The sequence below is a fragment of the Halopseudomonas sabulinigri genome, from assembly GCF_900105255.1.
In the GTDB taxonomy this organism is placed as follows: domain Bacteria; phylum Pseudomonadota; class Gammaproteobacteria; order Pseudomonadales; family Pseudomonadaceae; genus Halopseudomonas; species Halopseudomonas sabulinigri.
The window spans coordinates 1,540,235-1,560,364 of sequence record NZ_LT629763.1; the positions used below are offsets into that span (position 1 = coordinate 1,540,235).

Genomic DNA, 20,130 nt, shown 5'->3' on the forward strand with positions numbered 1-20,130 from the left:
AGCACCCGCTATCACTACCGCACGCTTTGACCTGCTCAACCGCCGCCTGATCTGGGTCGGCGGCAAGGGCGGGGTAGGCAAGACAACTGTCTCCGCCGCCCTTGCCGTACTCGCCGCCGGCCGCGGCAAACGCTGCCTGATTGTCTCAACCGACCCGGCGCACAGCCTGGGCGACGTGTTCGCCAAGCAGCTGGACGACACACCACGGCGCCTGCTGCCCAACCTCGATGCCATGGAAATCGACCCCGATACCGAGGTCGAAGCGCACCTGGCACGCGTCAGCGCCCAGATGCGCCGCTTCGCCAGCGCCGAAATGCTGCCGGAACTGGAGCGCCAGTTGCGGCTGACGCGGCAGTCCCCGGGCACCCAGGAAGCAGCACTGCTGGAACGGATTGCCCGGCTGATCAGCACGCCGCACCCCGAGTACGACCTGATCATTTTCGATACCGCGCCCACCGGCCATACCCTGCGACTGCTTACCTTGCCAGAGGCCATGGCCGCCTGGACCGAGGGACTGCTCAGCCATAACCGCAAGTCAGAGGAACTGGGCAAGGTATTGCAACACCTTACGCCCAAGCGCGGTCGCGATATCGACAGCCCTTTTGATACGCCGCAAACCAATGAACTGGGCGACCTTGACCGCAAAACCCGCGACATCGCCGATACTCTGCTAAACCGCCGCCGACTATTCCACCAGGCCAGGCGGATACTCAAGGATCATCAGCAAAGCGGCTTTCTGTTCGTGCTCACGCCAGAGCGTTTGCCTATACTGGAAACCGCCCGCGCAGTCAGCGCGCTGCAATCGGTGGACATTCCCATCGTCGCCGCACTGATCAACCGGGTGATTCCGGCGACGGCCGACGGTCAGTTTCTACAACGCCGTCGAGAACAGGAAGCCAGCTACCTGCAGCGTATTGAGCACGAGCTTGGACACTTGCCGCTACCCCGCTTGCCGTGGTTGGAAACCGACGTCCAAGGTCTGGATATTCTGCAGAGCATTGCTGAACAATTGGCAGCTCAGGGCTTCTAAGCCATTAGGTTAAGACCCATGACAGAGAAGGGATACCACATGAAACAGCTATTAATGACCGCCGCCGCACTACTGCTGATCGCCGGCTGCACCAGCCAACCGATCTACAACGTCAGCGATGCCAGCACCCAGGTTTACAACAACGACTTTGAGCCCACCGAGCAACAGGTAGAACAGGCCATCATGCTGGGGGCTACCCGCTACGGCTGGCAGCCGCGGCTGGTCGAACCGGGACTGATCGAAGCCAGTATCCTGTTGCGCGACCATCAGGCGACTGTCGAAATCCCCTACTCCGCCAACAGCTACAGCATTCGCCACAAAAGCAGCGAAAATCTGGACTACAAGAACGGTGAAATTCACCGTAACTACAACCGCTGGGTGATGAACCTTTCGTCGGCCATTCAGCAACAACTGAGCGCCGAAGCCTACGGCAGCAGCCCGCAGGGCGGCCAGATTCGCTGAACCCACAGCGCTACGCTGGGTCAACTGCAGTAATACCCGCGTAGCGCAGGAGGATCACCGCATGCTCAACATCACGCTCGACCCCGATAGCGCCATCGTCACCCTCGAACCCCACGGCACCCTCAGCGAAGAGGATTTTCGCCGTGCCGGCGCCGCCGTCGATCCCTTCATCGAGCTGCACGGCGGCTTGCGCGGCATGATCATTCACGTGCACTCGTTTCCGGGCTGGGATTCGTTCAGCGCCATGATTTCGCATCTGTCCTTTGTTCAGCAGCACCATCGCAAGGTGAAGCGAATTGCCGTCGCCAGCGATAGCAATCTGGGCAACCTGGCCGAAGCCATTGGCTCTCACCTGGTCGCCGCCGAGATCAGGCCGTTCGGCTTTGATCAACTGGAGGACGCCAAGCGCTGGATTCTGGCCGGCTGAGATGCTCGCTCTCCCGGTTAACGACTGACAACCAAGCCACCTCTCGAAGCTGCCACAAAGTCGTGCTATACAGAAGCCATCACTTTTCCAGGGACAGGAGCAGTTATGGCACTCGACACCGCCACCAGCGGCCGCATTCATAGCATTCTCGGCAGCGCACAGGCCAAAATAGAACAACTGCGCAACCTTGAACCCTTTCTGATCGATCTCTCGCTGCGGGAAAACCCGGTCGGCGCGCGCGTGGGCCAAACCCTGGCCGACAAGCTGGCGATCCTGCCCAAGGTGCGCGCCTTCGGCTTCGACAAGATATTGCTCGGCACCCTCGACTACTCGATGCCCGATGAACTCGAAGTCGATGACGACTTCATGCTGTACCTGCGTGACCAGCAGATCGATACCACCGGCTGCTACGCCTTCACCGACATTGGCCTGGTCGACGCGCAGGGTCAGTTCACGCCCTCGCCATCAATGCTCAAGCTGCGCGATTACCGCGTGCCCAACACCCTGCACGAAATCTACCTGAGCAAGGATGGCATGGCCGGCCAGTACGACTTGCCAACACTGGTGCGCAGCCTGCCCGCCAGCATCGCCTGGTTGCAGCAGAACATTCGTGGCGATAATGGCGGTGCACCGAAGATTCTGATCAACGTGGTCGACGGCTGCGATGCCCTGGCCGAAGATCCGGACACAGCCTGCAGTGTGTTCGCCCTGCTCGCCCAGCAACCCATAGAAGGCATTAGCATCGAGGACGACCGCGGCACCTACCTGCCGTTCCAGGTGGGTGCCTTTGTTGCTGCCATCCGCTGCGTGCTGCCGGCGCCGTTGAAGCTGTTGGTGCACATGCATGCCGGCGGCGGGTTCGAGAATGCCTCGGTGCTCGAAGCGCTGCTCAACGGCGCCGATGGCGCGTGGGGCGGCTTGCCCAAACGGGCAGCGATCATCGGTCATGCCTCGCTGGGTGAGCTGATCGCCAACCTGGTGCGTGTCGGCAACCCGCACATGAGCACGCGCTATCAACTGGATCAACTACTGCCGCTGGCAACCCAGCTGCAGGTGCTCGACGAAGAAGAGACAGTACCGGACGACCTGCCAATCCTGGGTTACAACGCGTACCGCTTACCGTTGAGCTTTTTTCGCCAGCGTGCCGATCGCTTCATGGATCTCATCCCGGAAGCCATTGGGGGCAGTTACCGTTACCGCATCTGCCCGGTGGTCAGCGACCCGGCGGTGATTGCCGGGCGTCTGGCCGAGGTCACCGGCCAGCCCGCCGACAGCTTTAGCCAGGCAGTCCTGCAACAGATGGTGCGCTTGATGCGGCGCGAACTGCGCGCCGGAGAACGCATTGTCTACGACCAGCCGGCGCAGTTACTGGCGCTCTACGACAGAGCCTGCAACAGCCTGTGAGCCGTTGCAACGGCGGCCATGAGCCAGACAAGGCTTTACAAGCCGTGCGGCTGGTCGTAAAAAAGACCCTTAACGTTCGACAGATTTCTGCATGGATCAGCAGCCACGCGCCAGGGAAGCCGCTGAACCTTGCACTCTGCACTCCCTACTCAGAGTTGAAGGACCATGACTGACATAGCCCGCGAGATAGAACAGGATAGCGCCGTCTACAAAACCCTGCTGGAATCCACCAAGGCCATTCCCTGGAAAATCGACTGGGCGACCATGCAGTTCGCCTACATCGGTCCGCAAATTGAAGCCCTGCTGGGTTGGGCCCAGAACAGCTGGCTCAGCGTCAACGACTGGTCCGACCGCATGCATCCCGAGGACCGCGAGTGGGTGGTGAATTTCTGCGTATCGCAATCGCAATCAGGCATCGATCACGAAGCCGACTATCGCGCGCTGACCCGCGACGGTAACTACGTATGGATTCGCGATGTGGTGCACGTGGTGCGCAATGATGATGGCGAGGTAGAAGCGCTGGTTGGCTTCATGTTCGACATCAGTGAGCGCAAGAAAACCGAAGAAAAGTTGCTGACCCTCCAGAAAGAGCTGGAAGAGCTGTCGTTCAAGGATGGCCTGACCGGCGTGGCCAACCGCCGTATGTTCGACTCGATAATGCAACTGGAGTGGACCAACTCAAGGCGCACCGGCCAGCCCTTGTCGGTCATCATGATCGATATCGACTACTTCAAGCAGTACAACGACCATTATGGCCACCTCAAGGGCGATGATTGCCTCCGGCGCGTGGCCAAGGCGCTGAACACGGCCGCAGCGCGCTCACGCGACTTTTTCGCCCGTTACGGCGGCGAAGAGTTCATTCTGGTACTGCCGGAAACCGACGCTGCCGCGGCCGAGCGCGTAGCCGAACGCTGTCGCAACCTGGTGTTCAAAGAACAGATCCAGCACGACTACTCCGCCGTCAGCCAGATACTGACCATCAGCATGGGTCTGGGCACCATAACGCCCAGCCAGAAGGACGAACCCCGCGCCTTCATCGACGCGGTGGATCGCAACCTCTATCTGGCCAAGCAACAGGGCCGCAACCGGCAGGTCAGCGGCCTGGACTGAACGCCGCCTATGCCGGCTGAAACACCAGCCAGCCGGCATACAACCCCAGCAGCAAGAAGGCCAGCGCCGTCACCCGGCGTATCCACACCAGCGGCAACTTGTCAGCGGCGGCATTGCCCAGCAATACCACCGGCACGTTGGCCAGCAGCATGCCCAGCGTAGTGCCGAGGACTACCCACAGGTAGGCATCAAACTGCGCTGCCAGCACCACGGTCGCAATCTGTGTCTTGTCGCCCATCTCCGCCAGGAAGAAGGCAATCAGCGTCGCCATGAAGGCGCCATAACGGCCAATGGGCGGCGTGTCATCTTCATCCAGCTTGTCTGGCACCAGGGTCCAGGCGGCGACCGCCAGGAAAGATACGGCCAGAATACCGTGCTGCCATTCATAACTGAGCAGATCGGCCACCACCTGCCCGACCGCGCCAGCCAGGGCGTGGTTGACGACAGTGGCAACAAGAATGCCCCAGATGATCGGCCAGGGCCGACGGAAACGCGCCGCCAGCAGCAAGGCCAGCAATTGGGTTTTGTCGCCGATCTCTGCCAGCGAGACAATCCCGGTTGATACAAAAAAAGCTTCCACGGAGGTTCCAACGGAGGGCGGGTCAGACATACCAATGACACACAAACACCCCCGCCCTCGGCTGGTGCTCGTATGTCATAGGTCTCGTCAAACCCGTGCCGCGAGGTGCGGCTGAGGTTTGCGAACGCCATGATCTGCGGATCAATTATGTTGACGTTCGCCAATGGAAGGCAGGCTTCCGGAGAGACTACTCCCCTAAGACGGGGGCAAATTTAACAGCATCGGCGCGCGCAGGCAACGGCAAAATCAGCCGGGCGCGACCGCCGAGTAAACCTTGAAGCGATTATTCTCGCGCAGTACCTCACAGGGGCCAATGTGCTGTTCTATCAATGGCGGGTACCGCAGAAAACCGTTGGCCACAATGCGCAGCTCACCGCGCGGCAACAGGTTGCGGGTTACCTGATTGAAAAAACGTTCGGCGATGCTGGTGTCCTGGCGGATACCAGTATGAAACGGCGGATTACTGATCACGCTGGCGTAGCGCCCATGTACTTCGCTCAGGCCATCGGAGGCATACACCTGCGCTGCAACGCCGTTCAGTTGCAGCGACTGCTGAGCACACCAGAGCGCCAGCGCATCCACATCAACCAGTTCGAACTGGCACGCCGGGTTGCGCCGCGCCAGCGCAATGGACAACACGCCCGAGCCGCAGCCAAAATCCAGCACCTTGCCGCTGGGCAGCGCCTTGCGCTCATCCAGCAGCAGCTCACTACCCTCGTCCAGACGGCCGTGGCTGAACACGCCGGGCAGACTCAGCAGGTCAATCTGCTGGTCGTCCAACTGCAACTGGTAGCGCTGTTGCCAGGCGTCCAGTTTGAACGGCGCTGCTGGGCGGTCGGTAACCACCCGCCAGAGCTGACAGTGGCGCGCGGAATCCAGTTTCTCCGGCGTCGCACCATACGCACCCAATAGCCGTTCGGCGCGGGTAATACCCCCCTTCTTCTCGCCCACCAGATAGATCGGCTTGCCCAGCGCCAGCAACGGCGCCACCTGCGCCAGAGCATACTCGGCACGTTCAATGGCTTTGGGCATGAGCACGATGGCGGCATCCAGCGCCTCGACCTCGGGGCACAGATGGGAGAACACCAGTCGCTCGGCCGGCAGCTGACCGGAGAGCCCCTGAATGACTGCAAAATCCCAGCTCCAGAGCGTCCAGTCGGCCGCCAGGCTGCGGGTCAGGCCGTCGGCGGTCGGATTGACCAGCAGCAGACGCTGGCCGCTGAACAGCTCGGCACTGCGTTCAAGAATCTGACTGGTATTGTCCATGGGCTACTCCTGATGATGGCCAGCGGGTTGCGCAAAGGGCGCATTGTAAGCGCAGCGCCAAGACGCTGAAACCTGCAATTACGATCGCGGCTTGGCCCGCCGCGTGGGTTCGGCCTGCAGCGGATCATCCGGCCAATAATGTTTCGGATAGCGGCCTTTCATCTCTTTCTTTACCTCGGCGTAACTGCCGCGCCAGAAGCCGGCCAGATCCTGGGTGACCTGCACCGGGCGCTGTGCTGGCGAGAGCAACTGCAGTTTGAGCGGCTGCCGCCCGCGCGCAATGCGCGGGTTGTCGGCACTGCCGAACAGCTCCTGCAGCCGCACCGACAGGCTCGGCGGCGTTTCACTGTAATCAATGCGAATGCGCGAACCGGTCGGCACTTGCCAATGGGTCGGTGCCTGCTCGTCCAGTTGTTGTGGTAACGGCCAGGGCAAGCGCGCCGCGAGTATGCCGGGCAGATCGAGGTTGGCAAAATGGGCCAGCCGGGTAACCTTGTCCAGATAGGGCGCGAGCCAGTCTTCGAGACTATCGAGCAGCGTCTGGTCAGACATATCCGGCCAGTCACTGGTGGGCTGCTGCGCCAGATCCAGGGCACGCAGCAGCGCAATGCGCGCCTGCCATTGGCGCAGCGCCGGCGTCCAGGGCAGCAACGCCAAGCCTTGCCGGCGTACTACGTCACAGAGCGCGCGCTGACGTTGCTGCGGATCAATTTGTGGCAGCGCAGTGCGCTGCCAGACCAGTTCGCCGATGCGCTCCTGGCGTTCGGCCAACAGACTTTCGCTGCGCGCGTCCCAGGCCAAGGTATCGCGCTGGTTCAGTAGTTCAGGCTGCAGCGCCAGCAGTGCCGGTACATCCAGCTCGGCTGCCAGAAAAATCCGCGCATTACGCTGCGCGGCCTGGCCGCCCAGGGCGGCAATCGCCAGCCAGCTCGACTGCTGTAACGAGTCGGGTTCGATAAAGGCAGCGGCGCGACCATTGGCCAGCCGGTACTCGCTGCCAGCTGCGCCGCGCCGTTGCGCGATGCGATCCGGATAGGCCAGCGCCAGCAGCACGCCCACCCATTTATCGTGCGCTGGATCACTCACCTGCCCCCACTGCGGCAATCGCTGCAGTTGCCGCTGCCACTGCTCGGCCAGCTTGCGCGCACGCTGCAGGGCGCCGCGGTCGGCATCAGCGCCACGGGCGTCGTCAAACAGCGCCAGGCGCAAACTCGCATCGACACTGACAGCGCGCCGCAACAGGTCACGTTCATCCACAATTGCGGCCAGCCGCGCCGCCATCTGGCCCAGGCCAACGCGCTGCCCTACCACCAGCATATGCGCCAGCCTGGGATGCATGGGCAGACTCACCAGGGTTTCGCCATGTGCGGTCAGCTGCCATCCCCGCTCGCTGTGCTGCAAGGCGCCCAGGCGCTGCAACAATTCGCGACCCTGCTGCAAGGCCGCAGCGGGCGGCGGGTCGAGCCAGACCAGTTCGCTCGTGTCCTGCACGCCCCAGTGCGCCAACTGCAATGCCAGTGGCGCCAGATCGGCCTGGCGGATTTCTGGTTCACGCTGGGCTGCCAACTGCTCATGCTGCTGCGCAGACCACAACCGATAGCAGACGCCGGGCTCCAGGCGACCGGCGCGGCCCGCGCGCTGTTCCGCGGCAGCGCGGGAGACGCGGCGAGTCTGCAGCCGGGTCATGCCGGTTTGCGGGTCGAAGGCGGCCTCGCGTGACAGGCCGGCATCGACCACCACACGAATGCCTTCAATGGTCAGACTGGTTTCGGCAATCGCAGTGGCCAGCACGATCTTGCGCTGCCCGATCGGCGCTGACTGAATCGCTTGACGCTGGGCGGTAAAGTCCAGCTCGCCGTACAGGGGCGTCAGCAGCACATCCGGCCGGCTGCCCAGGCTCTGCTCGAGCTGCGCTTGCACCCGGCGAATCTCGGCGGTGCCCGGCAGAAATACCAACAGGCTGCCCTGCTCATCGCTCAATGCCTGCAGCACCGTCTGACAAACCAGCGGCTCGATAAACTGCCGGGACTCCCAGGGCGCACCGTAGTTCACAGTCACCGGAAACTGGCGCCCCAGGCTGGTTACTACCGGGGCGTCGTCGAGCAACTGGCTGACGCCTTCGGCATCCAAAGTAGCCGACATCACCAGCAGGCGCAGCGGCAACTCATCGCGCAGGTATTGCTGAGTTTGTACGCAGAGCGCCAGGCCCAGATCGGCGTCCAGGCTGCGTTCGTGGAACTCATCGAAAATCACCAGGCCAACGCCTGGCAACTCGGGATCGGCCTGCAACTGGCGCTGCAGAATACCCTCGGTGACCACTTCGATTCGGGTAGCCGCGCTGACCTTGCTGTCGAGGCGAATGCGATAGCCCACGGTTTGCCCAACCGGCTCGCCCAGCATGTGGGCCAAGCGCTCGGCTGCGGCGCGAGCAGCCAGCCGGCGCGGCTCGAGCAAAATGATTTTCTGCCCGGCCAGCCACTCGGCCTGCAACAGGGCCAGCGGCACCAGCGTAGTTTTACCGGCACCGGGCGGCGCCTGCAGCACCGCCGAGAGATGGCTTTCCATGGCGTGCAGCAGTTGCGGCAGAATCTGGGTAACCGGGAGTTCACTCATGCGCTGACCATACCGAAAGAGAGGCCCGCATTATACGGGTTGCGGGCTTTCAGTCAGCCCGGCGCGCAGATATGCTATGCGCAACCGCTGTGGCGCCAGCACAGCTCCGCGCGACCCGTGCTTGCACACGGTGCCCCGCTGGCGTCCACCCTCACATCGTCTTATCAGGAGATCTGTCGCCATGCGTCTGAAGCCCCTTGCCGCCGTTCTGCTTGCTACCACCCTGACCACCCAGCTGACCGCCTGTGGCACCGTGTTTTACCCGGAGCGCCGCGGCCAGATCAGCGGTGAGATTGATCCTGGCGTCGCGATTCTCAACGGCATCGGCCTGTTGTTCTACATCATCCCCGGCGTCGTTGCCTTCGCGGTGGACTTCGCCACCGGCGCAATCTATCTGCCGGATGCGCGCTACAGCCTGGAGCCTTCGCAGCTGCAACCGGCAATCGACGCTGATGGCAAGGTCGACAAAAGCAAACTGCAGGCAATTCTGCACCGCGAGCTGAACCTGGATCTGCAACTCGATCAGGCTGAAGAAAGCCGGCAGCCTCTGCCCAGCCACATTGCCCTGCTGCATACCGCGCCGCGCGCGTGAGTTCAGAGCGTACGCACGACAGCGCCGAGCGCGCGCGCCTGCTGAGACTGGCGACCCGCGCCTCGGTCGCCGTGGCATTGGTGTTGATTGCACTCAAGGGTGGCGTGTGGCTGGCATCGGGTTCGGTCAGTCTGCTGGCCGGCCTGATCGACTCGCTGATGGATGCCGGCGCCTCGATCATCAACCTGTTTGCGGTGGGTTACGCGCTGAAGCCGGCAGACAAGGAGCACCGTTTCGGGCACGGCAAGGCCGAGGCCCTGGCCGGACTGGCGCAGGCCGCGTTCATCAGCGGCTCGGCACTGCTGGTGTTACTGCAAGGCGTCGACCGGCTGTTGCATCCGCAGCCGCTTGATGCGGCCTGGTCCGGCATTGCGGTCATGCTGTTCTCGATTATCGCTACCCTCGGGCTGCTGGCACTGCAACGCCACGTAATCAAGCGAACCGGCTCTACAGCGATCGGTGCCGATGCATTGCATTACCGTTCTGACCTGCTGCTCAACCTGAGCATCATCGCCGCCCTTCTGTTGGCGCAGTTTGGCGTGCAGCGTGCCGACGCTCTGTTTGGTCTGGCCATTGCGCTGTTCATCGCTTTTGGCGCGGTACAGATCGGGCGGCAGGCGGTGCAGATTCTGATGGACCGCGAATTACCTGACGGCGTGCGTGCCCACACCTTGCAACTGGCCCGCTCGATTCCCGGCGTACTGGACATCCATGACCTGCGCACCCGCGAATCGGGGCAGCATTGGTTTATGCAACTGCACTTGGAGCTTCCGGCCGAGCTCAGCCTGGCGCAAGCGCACGAAATCGGCGAGCAGGTGCGCCTGGCCATCATCACCCACTATCCCCAGGCCGAAGTACTGGTGCACAAGGACCCGGCCTGAGCCTCGGCTTGCAGCAAACCGCGCACAACAAAAAGGCGAGCCACCCGTTGAGTAGCTCGCCTTTTTTACGTCCGCTGGATTCCTTGTGGGATCTTGCCTTGCTCCCGTGCCTTGTGGGCTGGGTAACCGGCTGGCAGCACACCTGTTAGATGCTCTTGCCCCGACTCGCCGGATAAGCGAGGCGGCTGGACGACCGGTTCTGGCTGAAACTGTTGACTATAGTAGGCCGACCGGAGCGAAATAACTTACCTTATATTGCATAAAATATTGCCAAATCAGCAATTTTTATCTAAAAATCACAAAACATGCGCAATAAGGTAAAAACCGATGAATTCTCTCAACCTGGATCGCTACGACCTGAAGATTCTCGCTGCCCTGCAGCACGATGCACGCATCAGTAATCAGGAGCTGGCAGAACGCATTGGCTTGTCGCCCTCGCCCTGCTCACGCCGCGTCAAGGCACTGGAAGACAGCGGGCTGATAAAGCGTCAGGTTGCACTGCTTGACCCCGGCATGCTTGGGCTCAAGCTTACCGCCTTCGTGATGATCGGCATGGACCGCCACACCCCGGAACGCTTTGCCGGATTTGAAGCGGTAATCCGCGAATGCCCCGAGGTACTCGACTGTTGTCTGGTCACTGGCATGGACGCCGACTATCACCTGCGCGTGGTGGTGCCTGATATGGAGCACTATCAGCAGCTGCTGCTGGGCACGCTGACGCGTATCGAAGGCGTCTCCAGTGTGCGCTCCAGCTTTGTACTGAGCCAGGTACTGGCCAGCACCGAGCTGCCGCTCAAGCACCTGGGCCTGAACTGAAATAAGCGTGCTGACGCCTGCCACTGGCGCAAGCACGCTGCAGAGCCGTTATACTGGCGCCCCTTTTTCATCGTCTGGAGCCCGCCCATGACCTACGACCAGTTTGAAGCTCTCGCCATGCCGCTAATGATCTTTGGCCTTGTGGCCTTCATGGGTTTCATCGTCTGGGATCTGGCCAAGCAATCCAAGGCTGGACGCTACGGCACGTTTGTACTCTTTGGTGTACTGGGTCTGGGTGTGATGGCCTTTGTTATCAAGGAAGTGGTGATCGGCATCATCAGCTGAGCGCCACCTGCCAGTACAGCCGCGGCCAAAAAGCCGCCAAATCTGACCAATATCCCGCCTGCATCAAAGTCTGAATCATGATTCACTGCATTCAAACAATGAATACGGATTCAGATCATGGCTTACCGCACCACCGCCACCCGCATCGAACGTGACCAGGTACTGCGTGAACACATTCTCGATTGCGCCCTGCAACAGGTTGCCGAACAGGGTTTCACGGCCCTGACCATGAGCGGCCTTGCCGGTGCCGCCGGGGTCGCCACTGGCAGCCTGTACCGGCACTTTCCGGGCAAGGGTGCGCTGGCCGCCGATGTGTTTGTCAAAGCCACGCGCATCGAACTGAACACCCTCAAGGAACAATTTCAGGCACCGGGTAAAGCCTCTGACCGCCTGCGCAACGGCCTCACGCAGTTCGCCGCGCGGGCTTGGCACAGCCGCCAACTGGCCTACGCGCTGATCGCCGAACCCGCTGAAGAAGAGGTTGAAACCCAGCGCCTGTTCTATCGTCAGGCTTACGCCACCATTTACGGCGAGCTGTTGGCCGATGGCGTGGCCGATGGCAGTTTTGTCGTGGAAAACATCCCGCTCACCTCAGCCTGCCTGGTTGGCGCCATTGCCGAATCACTGGTCGGCCCGCTCTCGCCGCAGGCTCGCGCCGACCGGGAAAGCGGCCTCCCCAGCGAAAGCCTGGAGGCGGTTACCCGCACCATCACCCGTTTCTGTCTGCGCGCCCTGGGCGCCAAGGAGCCAACGCCATGAACCTGCACCAGTTCGCCGAAACCCATGAGGTATCCAATCAGGTCCCGCCGCTCAGCGGTATCAATCTGTACCGCGATGACCTGCCGCTGCAGGAATGGGTCAAGCGTTACCAGGGTGACTGGGCAGATGCGGCGCTGAACGCATACGGCCAACTCACCGGCAGCAGCCTGATGGAGGCCGGCTTTCTGGCCAATGAGAACAAACCGGTATTCCACAGCCATGATCGCTATGGGCATCGCATTGACCTGATCGAGTTTCACCCGGCCTACCATGAACTGATGGCCGCCGGAATTGGCGCGGGCATCACCAGCGCGCCCTGGACCGACCCGCGGCCCGGTGCGCAGGTGGCACGTGCGGCGACCATGTATTTGCATAACCAGGCCGAGGCCGGCACCAGTTGCCCAATGACCATGACCTACGCCTGCGTGCCCGCCCTGCGCCTGCAGCCCGACCTGGCCGAACATTGGCTACCCAAAATCCTCTCGCGCCAATACGACCCGCGCAACCTGCCGATCGAGCAGAAAACCGGCGCCACCATCGGTATGGCGATGACCGAGAAACAGGGCGGCACCGACGTGCGCGCTAACACCACCCGCGCCTACCCCGTGGGCACGGGGGGCCCTGGCCAGGCCTATGAACTGGTCGGCCACAAGTGGTTCTGCTCGGCCCCGATGTGCGATGCCTTCCTGACCCTGGCGCAGACCGACAAGGGGCTGAGTTGCTTCCTGCTGCCGCGCCATCGCCCGGACGGCTCACGCAATCAGTTTTACGTTCAGCGCCTGAAGAACAAACTGGGCAACTGGGCCAACGCCTCCAGCGAAGTCGAGTTCCGCGGCGCGCTGGCCTGGATGGTCGGGGCCGAAGGCCGTGGCGTACCGACCATCATCGAGATGGTCTCCCTCACCCGTTTCGATTGCATGATTGGCTCCAGCTCCCTGATGCGTCAGGCCTTGACCCAGGCAGCGCATCACTGCGCGCACCGCAAGGTCGGCACCCGCGTGCTCAACGAGCAGCCGCTGATGCAGAACGTACTGGCTGACCTGGCGCTGGAAAGCGAAGCGGCGCTGGCGCTGACCATGCGCATGGGCAAGGCGCTGGACAACCAGCATGATGAGCAGGAAGACAAGTTCGCCAGGCTGGTCACCGCCATCGGCAAATACTGGATCTGCAAGCGCGCGCCGGGGATGATCAACGAAGCGCAGGAATGCCTGGGCGGTGCCGGCTACGTGGAAGAAACTATCCTGCCGCGCCTGTACCGCGAAGCGCCGGTCAACTCGATCTGGGAAGGCTCCGGCAACGTGCAGTGCCTGGATGTGCTGCGCGCGCTGTCCAAGGAGCCGGGCGTGCTCGATGCCCTGTTTGCCGAACTGGGCGACGGTCATGGCTCAGCTTTGCTAGGTCAGCGGATCGACCAGCTGAAGCAGCAATTCCGCGATACCGACGACATCCAATACCGCGCCCGCCAACTGACCGAAGACGTCGCCGTGGCGCTGCAAGCCAAACTGTTGCTGGAAGCCGGCAACAGCAGCGTGTCGGACGCCTTCATCGCCAGCCGTCTGGGCCAGCACGGCCAGGCCTATGGCACACTGCCCAAGGGCCTGGATGTCGAAGCACTGGTGGCGCGCTCGACGCCTGCCGCACTCTGAGGAATACGCGTGACAATCGAACAGAGCACCATAGAGGCGCGGGTGGAGGCCGGATTCAGCCGCGCCAACTTCATCGCTGACCTGGGCATACGCCCCACGGCCTGCGGTGCGGGCTGGGTAGAAGCCGAGCTGAGTATTCTGCCCCGGCATTTTCAACAGGGCGGCTTTGTACACGCCGGCGTACAGACCACCCTGGCGGATCACTGTGCCGGCGCGGCGGCGGCAACGACCCTGGCTGAAGGATTTAGCGTCCTCAGCGTCGAGTTCAAGCTCAATCTGTTGCGCCCTGCGCTGTGTGAAACCCTGCTGTGCCGTGCCGAGGTATTGAAATCAGGCAAACAGATTTGCGTAGCGGAGTCGGAGGTTTTTGCGTTGAAAAATGGCGAAAAGCGGCTGTTCAGCAAAGCGACGGTAACCCTTGCGGTGCTGCCCGTTGCCGCTACACTGCCGCGCTGAACCGCCGCTGGATAGCCGCCTATGAAACAACGCCTACGCTCAGCCCAACGCCCTGGCCCCGCCGGCAAACCGCGCCGGCAGGCCGCTGCGCCGCCCGCCAATCCACAACTGATTGCGCTGAACAAGCCGTTCGACGTACTTACCCAGTTTACCGATGGCCAGGGTCGCGCCACCCTCAAGGACTTCATCACACTAAGCGGCGTCTACCCTGCCGGTCGACTGGATCGTGACAGTGAAGGTCTCTTGCTGCTGACCAACGATGGTCGGTTACAGGCGCGCATCACCGACCCCAAGCACAAGCTGGCCAAGACCTACTGGGTTCAGGTAGAGGGCGAACCCAGTGCCGAACAGCTCGACCAGCTGCGCGCCGGCCCGCAGCTGAACGACGGCCCCACCCGTCCGGCGGAGGTAGAGCAGATAACCGAGCCCGACCTCTGGCCGCGCAATCCGCCGGTGCGCTTTCGCAAGAGCGTGCCCACCAGTTGGCTGGCGATCACCATCCGCGAAGGCCGCAACCGCCAGGTACGCCGTATGACCGCCGCCGTCGGCCTGCCCACCCTGCGTCTGGTGCGCGTGCGTATTGGCGACTGGCAGCTCGGTGACCTGGGCCCTGGCCAATGGCGTAACCAACCTATTTAGCAGCGTGCCACGGAATCTGCACTGGCGTGGACAAAAAATGAACCAAGATTCAGATCTTCTCGATTCCGTAGCACTGATTCCCAACAACAAGAACAGGACAGCAGCATGAACATCCCCGATCTACTGGCGCTCAATGCGCGCAAATTTCCCGACCAGGAGGCCCTCATCACCCCAGAGTGTCGTCTCGACTGGGCCAGCCTGCATGAGCAGAGCCTGCTGCTCGCCGCACACCTGCGCACCGCATATGGTATTAGTCCGCAGGACCGCGTCGCTCTTTTCATGCCCAACGGCTATGCCTGGGTGCTGGGTTACTTTGCCGTGCTCAATCTGGGCGCTGTGGTGGTGCCCATCAACGCGCGTCTGGCGCCGGCCGAGCTCGACTACATATTGCGAGACTGCGGCGCCAGCCTGGTACTTGGCTGTGCCGAGCAATACCTGACCCTGGCTCCGCTGCTGAGCGAAAGCCGCCCCGGCCTGAACCTGGACGACCTGACCAAGCTGCTGCCCCACTGGACGCGCAAACACACGCTGGAAGCCATCGAACCCAGCGCGCCCTGTACGCTGCTGTACACCTCGGGCACCACCGGCAAGCCCAAGGGCGTATTGTTCAACCATATCAATCTGCTCACCGTTGCCAACACCACTGCGGTAGAAATGGACGTGCGCCCGGACAGCCGCCTGCTGCACATGATGCCGCTAACCCATTCCGCGCCCTTGCACGTATTCTTGCTTGGCGGCACCTACGTTGGCGCAGCGCATATCGTCTTGCCGGAATTCACCCCGACCCTGCTGCTCGACACGGTGGAGCGCGAGCGCACCACGCACTTCTTCGGCGCCCCCGTCGCCTATCTGCTCACCGCGCAGCAACCGGATATTGCCCAGCGCGATCTCAGCTCCATGACCTGCTGGGTCTACGGTGGCGGCCCCTTATCGGCTGAACAGGTCGAATTGATCCGCCAGCGTATGGGCACCGAGCAGTTGTTCTGTGTGTATGGGCTGACCGAAGCCGGCCCCAGTGGCAGCCTGATGAAACCCGCCGAGCACAAAATCAAAGCCGGCTCCATCGGCTGCCGCGGCGCGCTGCACACCGAACTGCGGCTGATCGACGATGCCGGCCACCCCATCGCCGGCGAAGGCACCGGACAAATCCAGATTCGCACCGCCGCGACCATGCTGGGCTACTGGAACAAGCCCGAGGCGACCGCCGAATGCCTGCACGCCGACGGCTGGCTGGACTCCGGAGACGTTGCCCGGCGCGATGCCGACGGCTATTACTGGGTCCTGGCACGCAAGAAGGAGCTGATCATCAGCGGCGGCGTGAATATCTACCCGCGCGAAATCGAATCAGCGCTGGAGCAGCACCCTGCCATCGCCGAGGTAGCGGTAATCGGTGTGCCGCACGCCGAGTGGGGTGAAACCGTCAAAGCCTGCGTGGTGCTGCGCGAGCCACTGGACGACTGCGCCCAAATCCTGCGCACCTACCTGCAACCGCTACTGGCCGACTACAAGATTCCGCGCCTGTTCAGCCAGCACAGCGCCCTGCCGCGCAACGCCAACGGCAAGGTGATGAAGCACCAGCTTTAACAAAAAAGGGGCCTCGGCAGAGACCCCTTTCTACTTGGTGCACGGCCTGTGCCGCAGGACAGGCTGCAGGCCAACGTCAGTAGCGCAGCCCAAACAGGCGAAACAGAAAACCCAGCAGCCAGATGGGGCCGATCAGCAAAAATTGCAGGTCTTTGAAGAACGACGGTTTCTTGCCCTCAAGATGGTGGCCGATGAACTGGCCCACCCAAGCCAGCACAAAAATGGCTACGCAGGGCCAGAACACATAGGTCATCAGGCTGAGGATCAGCAGCATGAGTAACGACAGCACCAGCATCACCGCAGCGATGCGCCACGAGAGTGTGACGTAGAACGCCAATGCCGCCGCCACGGCGAGCATCGACACCCAGGGGTGTATCGCCCAGAGAATTCCCAGCACGCTGAAGGTAATCAGCGGCACGCAAATCCAGTGCAGCAGTTTGTTCATCGGATTGCGATGGCTTTCACCATACTCGTCGAACCATTGGTCAATCGCTTTCATAAACCACCTTGTTGTAGGTCTGATGTGGTGTTTTTACTGTCTCACAGTGTAGACAAAGCGCTCACCGTAACCAGTGTCGCAAGGCGCCATACCCAGTGTCATTGACAACCTGCGGCCCAGCGGCGATGCTCTGACTCACGCCGACTGGCGTCCCCGTTCGCGGAAAGGGCTGCGCCCGCTGTACCCACCTTCGATCTTGTCCATACGACACCCAGCCTGCCAGGCGGACACAGGCCCGATAAGGGGATCGTATGTCCACATCCAAAACATCCAGAAGCCCGGTCAGCCACGGCCGATTGAATCTTGAGCAGCAGCGCAAGCGCGCCAAGGAACTACTCAAGGCACTCAACGCCGGCAACCCGAGCGCGCTGCAACGCGTCAGCCTGCATTTGCCTGCGCGCAGCCAGGCATTGCGTCTGGCCGACGCGCAGTTGGTCATTGCCCGCGAGGCCGGCTTTGCCAGCTGGCCGCGACTGAAGAGCCATATCGACAGCCTGGAGCACGCCGGCCGCCGCATGTTGCGTGACGGCGACCAGGACCTGCGCACCCTGCACATTCGCTGCGGAAGCGACATTCAACACAACTTGAAAACCGCTGGTTTCAGCGGCGACTTTCTCGAATTTTCAGATCCTTTTTGCATCGGCCCGCTCAGCGCCAGCGAACCCGAAACGCTGCTGCGCCAGCGCGCCGTATTTCTTGCCGAAACCTTCGACCTGACCCTGGCCGATGCGCTCGCCCGTCAGCAGCAAAGCTACCGCCGCCTGCAACAGCTGGATGACTACCAGCGCTTTGTGCTCTGGTTTGAGCACGACAGTTACGACCAACTGATTCTCGCCTACCTGTTACAGCGTTTGCAGCAGCTGCGCCCCAGCGCGCAGATCGAACTGATAGCGGTAGACCAGATTCCCGGCGTGCAGCGCTTTATCGGCATAGGCCAGCTCGCTCCCGACGTGCTCAGTTGGCTGTGGCCCCGCCGCCAGCCGGTCAGCGAAGCATTGCTCGAGCTAGGCTCCCAAGCCTGGCAGGCGCTGACCGAGCAAAGCCCGGAAGCCTTGTTGCAATTGATCAAAAACGGCACGCCAGCGCTGCCAATGCTCGGCAAGGCGCTACACCGTCACCTGCAGCAACTACCCGATGAGCAGCACGGTCTGGGATTGACCGAATACCTGAGCTTGCAGATCTTGCAACAACAGGGCCCGCTGACCGCAGGTCAGGTTTTTCGTGAACTCATGCTGCACCAAGAACCCCTGCCCTACCTCGGCGACCTGATGTTCTGGTGGCTACTGCAGCCGCTACTAAGCGGCGCGACACCGCTACTGCAAATAGACGACCCGGCGCCCGCGTGGCCGCAACGTCTGATACGACTGACGGCGCAGGGCGAAGCCGTGCTGGCCGCCAAGGCCGATGGCTTTGCCGCGCGCGGGACGCCCTACTGGGTCGGCGGTGTGCAACTCATTCCGGGAGCAGCGCACTGGCGCTATGATGCCGAGCGGCAACAGCTGCACTACCATAGCGCCTGAAACACCGCGCCGCTGCCCGTCGGCGGCGCGAGATGTTAAGCTAGCGCACTTATTTCGCAGGGCTTGCGCCGCCTCCCGCGCCAACGCCCCGCCCATCGCACAGCCAAAAGCCGGAATCTATATCCATGCCACAACCCAACCCCTTCAAGCCTGTCGTTCTCTGCCTCTCCGGCCATGATCCGAGTGGCGGCGCCGGCTTGCAGGCGGATATCGAAGCGCTAATGGCCCAGGGCTGCCATGCCGCCCCGGCGGTCACCGCGCTGACCGTGCAGAACACCGTCGATGTGACCGACTTCCGCGTGCTGGACCGCGACTGGGTGCTGGCCCAGGCCAACGCTGTACTCGGCGACATGCCGGTATCGGCAGTCAAACTCGGTATGCTCGGCAGTGTCGAAATGGTCGACACCGTAATCGAGCTGATGCAGGCCAACCCTGCGCTGCCGCTGGTCTGTGACCCGGTGCTGCGCGCCGGCGGCGGCGGCTCATTGGGCAAGGAAGATGTCGGCTTTGCCCTGCGCGAACGCCTGCTGCCGCTGGCGCTGATCGCCACGCCCAACCTGCCGGAAGCGCGCATCCTCGCCGAATTGCCAGAAGGTAGCGCGGACGAATGCGCCGCCAAACTGCTGCCCTACTGCCAGAACCTGCTGATTACCGGCGGCCACGGCGACGAGGCCGATATTCACAACCGCCTGTACTGCAAGGACGGCAGCCAGCACGACTTCACCTGTGCGCGCCTGCCCGGCAGCTACCACGGCTCCGGCTGCACCCTGGCCAGCGCACTGAGCGGCCGCCTGGCGCTGGGCGAAGAACTGGTCAGCGCGGTGCGTTCCGCGCTCGACTACACCTGGCGCACGCTGCGCGACGCCGAGCAGCCAGGTCATGGCCAATACGTGCCACGCCGCCTGCCACTGGATTTCTGCTCGTGAGCCAGCGCGGCCTATACGCCATTACCGACAGCACGCTGCTGGCCGATGGCAAGCTGCTGCCCTACGTGACGGCCGCACTGCGCGGCGGTGCGCGCTGGCTGCAATACCGCGACAAAAGTGGCGACGCCAGCCGCCGTCTGGATGAGGCCAGCCAACTGGCGCAGCTGTGCAAAAGCCATGACTGCCAGCTGATCATCAACGACGACCTGTCACTGGCCAGCCGCCTCGGCGTCGGTTTGCACCTGGGCCAGGAAGACGGCTCGCTACGCGAAGCACGCCAGCAACTCGGTTCGCAGGCGCTGATCGGCGCCACCTGCCACGCCAGCCTGGAACTCGCTGCGCAAGCCGTCAGCGAGGGTGCCAGCTACATTGCCTTTGGTCGCTTCTTCCAGTCGGTAACCAAACCCGGTGCACCCGCAGCCACACCGGTTCTGCTGCAGCAGGCGCGTCAACGCTTCAGCCTGCCGATCATTGCCATTGGCGGAATTACCCTGCACAACGCGCCGCAATTGCTCGGCGCCGGCGCCGATTATCTGGCCGTGATCAACGGTCTGTTCGGCGCCCCGGATGCTGAAACTGTGCAACTTCGCGCCTGCACCTTCAGTCAACTTATTAACGCCTGTTGAGAGACTTCG

The 20,130-nt window shown here is 62.3% G+C and carries 21 protein-coding genes and 1 riboswitch; of the genes, 17 read left to right on the forward strand and 4 right to left on the reverse strand.

The genetic code is table 11. The annotated features are described in order from the left end of the window. Nucleotides 1-49 precede the first annotated feature (49 nt). The 5 genes from BLU26_RS06935 (at nt 50) to BLU26_RS06955 (ending at nt 4,433) form a co-directional block, all read left to right on the forward strand. The gene (locus BLU26_RS06935) at nt 50-1,030 is read left to right on the forward strand and encodes an ArsA family ATPase (protein ID WP_231702050.1); all 981 of its coding nucleotides are present in this window, start codon (nt 50-52) and stop codon (nt 1,028-1,030) included. Between the two features lie 39 nt (nt 1,031-1,069). Next, nucleotides 1,070-1,492, forward strand: a complete 423-nt coding sequence (locus BLU26_RS06940) for a hypothetical protein (RefSeq protein WP_157719320.1) — start codon at nt 1,070-1,072, stop codon at nt 1,490-1,492. 61 nt (nt 1,493-1,553) lie between these two features. After that, a complete protein-coding gene (locus BLU26_RS06945) occupies nt 1,554-1,919 on the forward strand; it encodes a SpoIIAA family protein (RefSeq protein WP_092285135.1) in 366 nt (121 codons plus the stop codon). A gap of 105 nt (nt 1,920-2,024) precedes the next feature. Then, the gene (locus BLU26_RS06950) at nt 2,025-3,323 is read left to right on the forward strand and encodes a beta/alpha barrel domain-containing protein (protein ID WP_092285137.1); all 1,299 of its coding nucleotides are present in this window, start codon (nt 2,025-2,027) and stop codon (nt 3,321-3,323) included. Between the two features lie 165 nt (nt 3,324-3,488). Then, the gene (locus tag BLU26_RS06955) at nt 3,489-4,433 is read left to right on the forward strand and encodes a GGDEF domain-containing protein (protein ID WP_092285139.1); all 945 of its coding nucleotides are present in this window, start codon (nt 3,489-3,491) and stop codon (nt 4,431-4,433) included. A 7-nt stretch (nt 4,434-4,440) separates the two neighbouring features. Here BLU26_RS06955 and BLU26_RS06960 read toward each other — a convergent pair whose 3' ends face one another. The 3 genes from BLU26_RS06960 to hrpB all read right to left on the reverse strand — a co-directional run bounded on the left by BLU26_RS06960 (nt 4,441) and on the right by hrpB (nt 8,892). Further along, complete coding sequence (locus BLU26_RS06960; protein WP_092285141.1) at nt 4,441-5,013, reverse strand: TMEM165/GDT1 family protein; 573 nt, start codon at nt 5,011-5,013, stop codon at nt 4,441-4,443. 25 nt (nt 5,014-5,038) lie between these two features. Continuing rightward, a riboswitch (yybP-ykoY riboswitch) is annotated at nt 5,039-5,221 on the reverse strand. A gap of 38 nt (nt 5,222-5,259) precedes the next feature. Continuing rightward, entirely contained in the window at nt 5,260-6,279 is a 1,020-nt protein-coding gene (locus BLU26_RS06965; RefSeq protein ID WP_092285143.1) for a class I SAM-dependent methyltransferase, read from the reverse strand. 78 nt (nt 6,280-6,357) lie between these two features. Next, on the reverse strand, nt 6,358-8,892 hold the full coding sequence (gene hrpB / locus BLU26_RS06970) for an ATP-dependent helicase HrpB (protein ID WP_092285145.1): 2,535 nt from the start codon (nt 8,890-8,892) through the stop codon (nt 6,358-6,360). 181 nt (nt 8,893-9,073) lie between these two features. Between hrpB and BLU26_RS06975 the strand changes: the two genes are divergently transcribed. The 9 genes from BLU26_RS06975 (at nt 9,074) to BLU26_RS07015 (ending at nt 16,550) form a co-directional block, all read left to right on the forward strand. Continuing rightward, complete coding sequence (locus tag BLU26_RS06975; RefSeq protein WP_092285147.1) at nt 9,074-9,484, forward strand: polyribonucleotide nucleotidyltransferase; 411 nt, start codon at nt 9,074-9,076, stop codon at nt 9,482-9,484. Then, a complete protein-coding gene (locus BLU26_RS06980; RefSeq protein ID WP_092285149.1) occupies nt 9,481-10,365 on the forward strand; it encodes a cation diffusion facilitator family transporter in 885 nt (294 codons plus the stop codon). The genes BLU26_RS06975 and BLU26_RS06980 overlap by 4 nt, the downstream gene beginning before the upstream one ends. Before the next feature lie 327 nt (nt 10,366-10,692). Further along, nucleotides 10,693-11,181, forward strand: coding sequence for an Lrp/AsnC family transcriptional regulator (locus tag BLU26_RS06985; protein ID WP_092285151.1), 489 nt, complete (start codon nt 10,693-10,695; stop codon nt 11,179-11,181). Nucleotides 11,182-11,268: 87 nt separating this feature from the next. Further along, the gene (locus tag BLU26_RS06990; RefSeq protein WP_092285153.1) at nt 11,269-11,466 is read left to right on the forward strand and encodes a DUF2788 domain-containing protein; all 198 of its coding nucleotides are present in this window, start codon (nt 11,269-11,271) and stop codon (nt 11,464-11,466) included. Between the two features lie 117 nt (nt 11,467-11,583). Next, nucleotides 11,584-12,225, forward strand: a complete 642-nt coding sequence (locus BLU26_RS06995; RefSeq protein WP_092285155.1) for a TetR/AcrR family transcriptional regulator — start codon at nt 11,584-11,586, stop codon at nt 12,223-12,225. After that, the gene (locus BLU26_RS07000; RefSeq protein ID WP_092285157.1) at nt 12,222-13,871 is read left to right on the forward strand and encodes an acyl-CoA dehydrogenase family protein; all 1,650 of its coding nucleotides are present in this window, start codon (nt 12,222-12,224) and stop codon (nt 13,869-13,871) included. The genes BLU26_RS06995 and BLU26_RS07000 overlap by 4 nt, the downstream gene beginning before the upstream one ends. Nucleotides 13,872-13,886: 15 nt before the next feature. Then, nucleotides 13,887-14,327 (forward strand): PaaI family thioesterase, encoded by a 441-nt coding sequence (locus BLU26_RS07005; RefSeq protein WP_092288395.1) that lies wholly within the window; start codon nt 13,887-13,889, stop codon nt 14,325-14,327. 21 nt (nt 14,328-14,348) lie between these two features. Further along, the gene (locus tag BLU26_RS07010; RefSeq protein ID WP_092285159.1) at nt 14,349-14,966 is read left to right on the forward strand and encodes a pseudouridine synthase; all 618 of its coding nucleotides are present in this window, start codon (nt 14,349-14,351) and stop codon (nt 14,964-14,966) included. A gap of 105 nt (nt 14,967-15,071) precedes the next feature. After that, on the forward strand, nt 15,072-16,550 hold the full coding sequence (locus BLU26_RS07015; RefSeq protein WP_092285161.1) for a class I adenylate-forming enzyme family protein: 1,479 nt from the start codon (nt 15,072-15,074) through the stop codon (nt 16,548-16,550). Between the two features lie 76 nt (nt 16,551-16,626). Here the strand turns inward: BLU26_RS07015 and BLU26_RS07020 are convergent, their stop codons facing one another. Continuing rightward, a complete protein-coding gene (locus BLU26_RS07020) occupies nt 16,627-17,049 on the reverse strand; it encodes an Mpo1 family 2-hydroxy fatty acid dioxygenase (protein ID WP_092285163.1) in 423 nt (140 codons plus the stop codon). 251 nt (nt 17,050-17,300) lie between these two features. Between BLU26_RS07020 and BLU26_RS07025 the strand changes: the two genes are divergently transcribed. The 3 genes from BLU26_RS07025 to thiE all read left to right on the forward strand — a co-directional run bounded on the left by BLU26_RS07025 (nt 17,301) and on the right by thiE (nt 20,121). Further along, nucleotides 17,301-18,569, forward strand: coding sequence for a DUF1835 domain-containing protein (locus BLU26_RS07025; protein WP_092285165.1), 1,269 nt, complete (start codon nt 17,301-17,303; stop codon nt 18,567-18,569). A gap of 125 nt (nt 18,570-18,694) precedes the next feature. Continuing rightward, complete coding sequence (locus tag BLU26_RS18760; protein ID WP_231702019.1) at nt 18,695-19,495, forward strand: hydroxymethylpyrimidine/phosphomethylpyrimidine kinase; 801 nt, start codon at nt 18,695-18,697, stop codon at nt 19,493-19,495. Further along, nucleotides 19,492-20,121 carry a thiamine phosphate synthase gene (gene thiE, locus BLU26_RS07030; RefSeq protein ID WP_231702020.1) on the forward strand — a complete coding sequence of 210 codons (630 nt, stop codon included), beginning with the start codon at nt 19,492-19,494 and terminating at the stop codon, nt 20,119-20,121. Before BLU26_RS18760 ends, thiE begins: the two co-directional genes overlap by 4 nt. Nucleotides 20,122-20,130 lie beyond the last annotated feature (9 nt).